Origin of the sequence: Micromonospora sp. D75 (assembly GCF_018070405.1) — a bacterium.
Lineage (GTDB): Bacteria > Actinomycetota > Actinomycetes > Mycobacteriales > Micromonosporaceae > Micromonospora > Micromonospora chalcea.
On record NZ_JAGPXV010000951.1, the window covers coordinates 1 to 1,491 of the forward strand.

A 1,491-nucleotide genomic window follows, 5' to 3' on the forward strand; every position below is an offset into this window, starting at 1 on the left:
CCGCCGCGCAGCGCCTGGGCGGCCAGGTGCACAGCCACCAGCGAGGACGAGCAGGCGGTGTCGACCGTCACCGCCGGGCCCTCCAGCCCGAAGGTGTACGACACCCGGCCCGAGATGACGCTGTGCGCGCCGCCGGTGAGCTGGTAGCCGGCCAGCTCGGCCGGGGTGTCGGTGGTGCCGTAGCCCGACGGGGAGGCGCCCACGAAGACGCCGGTACGGCTGCCGCGCAGCTCCTCCGGGTCGATGCCGGCCTGCTCCATGGCCTCCCAGGACGCCTCCAGCAGCAGCCGCTGCTGCGGGTCCATGGCGACGGCCTCGCGCGGCGAGATGCCGAAGAAGCCCGGGTCGAATGTGGTGGCGCCGTCGACGAAGCCGCCCTCGCGGGTGTGTGAGACGGGTTGCCCGTCGGCGTCGACGGCCAGCAGCCGGCCCATGTCCCAGTGGCGGTCGTCGGGGAAGCCGCTGATGCCGTCGCGCCCGGTGGCGACCAGCTCCCACAGGTCGTCCGGGTTGGCCACGCCGCCCGGGTAGCGGCAGCTCATGCCGACGATGACGATCGGGTCGTCGTCGACCGGCCCGGCGGGGCCCCAGGCGGTGACGGTCTCGACCTCGTGCAGGCGCAGCGTCGCCGACAGGTGGTCGGCGAGGGCGGCCGGGTTCGGGTAGTCGAAGACCAGGGTGGTGGGCAGGGTGAGGCCGGTGGCGGCGCCGAGCCGGTTGCGCAGCTCGACGGCGGTCAGCGAGTCGAAGCCGAGTTCCTTGAACGCCCGGTTGGCCTTGACCAGTTCGGTGCCGGAGTGGCCGAGCACGGCGGCGGTGTGCGTGCGTACGAGCTCGGTCAGGTGGCGGTCCTGCTCGGCGCGGGGCAGCGTCAGCAGGTGCTGCCGCAGCCCGCCGCCGACGGTGCCCTCCGGTTCCGCGTCGACCACGCGCAGGGCGTCGCGCGCCTCGGCGATGTCGTCGAGCAGGGGGCGGGCGCGGGCGGCGGCGAACGCGGGGGTGAACAGGGACCAGTCGACGTCCGCCACGGTCACCGCCGGCCCGGCCCGGCCGACGGCGCTGCGCAGCGCGTACACGGCCTGGGCCGGCGACATGGGGCTGAGGCCACGGCGGGCCAGCAGTTCCTGCCCCTCGCCGCTGGCCATGCCGCCGTCGGCCCAGGGGCCCCACGCCACGGCGGTGGCGGTCAGGCCGCGGGCGCGGCGCCGCTCGGCGAGGGCGTCGAGGAAGGCGTTGCCGGCGGCGTACGCGGCCTGGCCGCCGCTGCCCCAGATGCCGGCGATGGAGGAGAACAGCACGAACGCGTCGAGCGGTCGGTCGCCCAGCAGCTCGTCCAGGTGCACGGCGCCGGCGATCTTGCCGTCGAGCACCCCGGCCAGGCCGGCGAGGTCGGTGTCGACGAGCATGTTCAGCTGGCCCACCCCGGCGGCGTGCACCACCGCGGTCAGGGGCGCCGGGTCGGCGTCGACGTCGCGCAGCAGCGCCTCGACG

General features: G+C 75.8%; 1 protein-coding gene. It reads right to left on the bottom strand.

What is annotated here, in order from left to right; genetic code table 11:
- The coding region (locus KBX39_RS30995; RefSeq protein WP_210873953.1) for a beta-ketoacyl synthase N-terminal-like domain-containing protein at nucleotides 1-1,491 on the bottom strand (1,491 nt) is incomplete at both ends.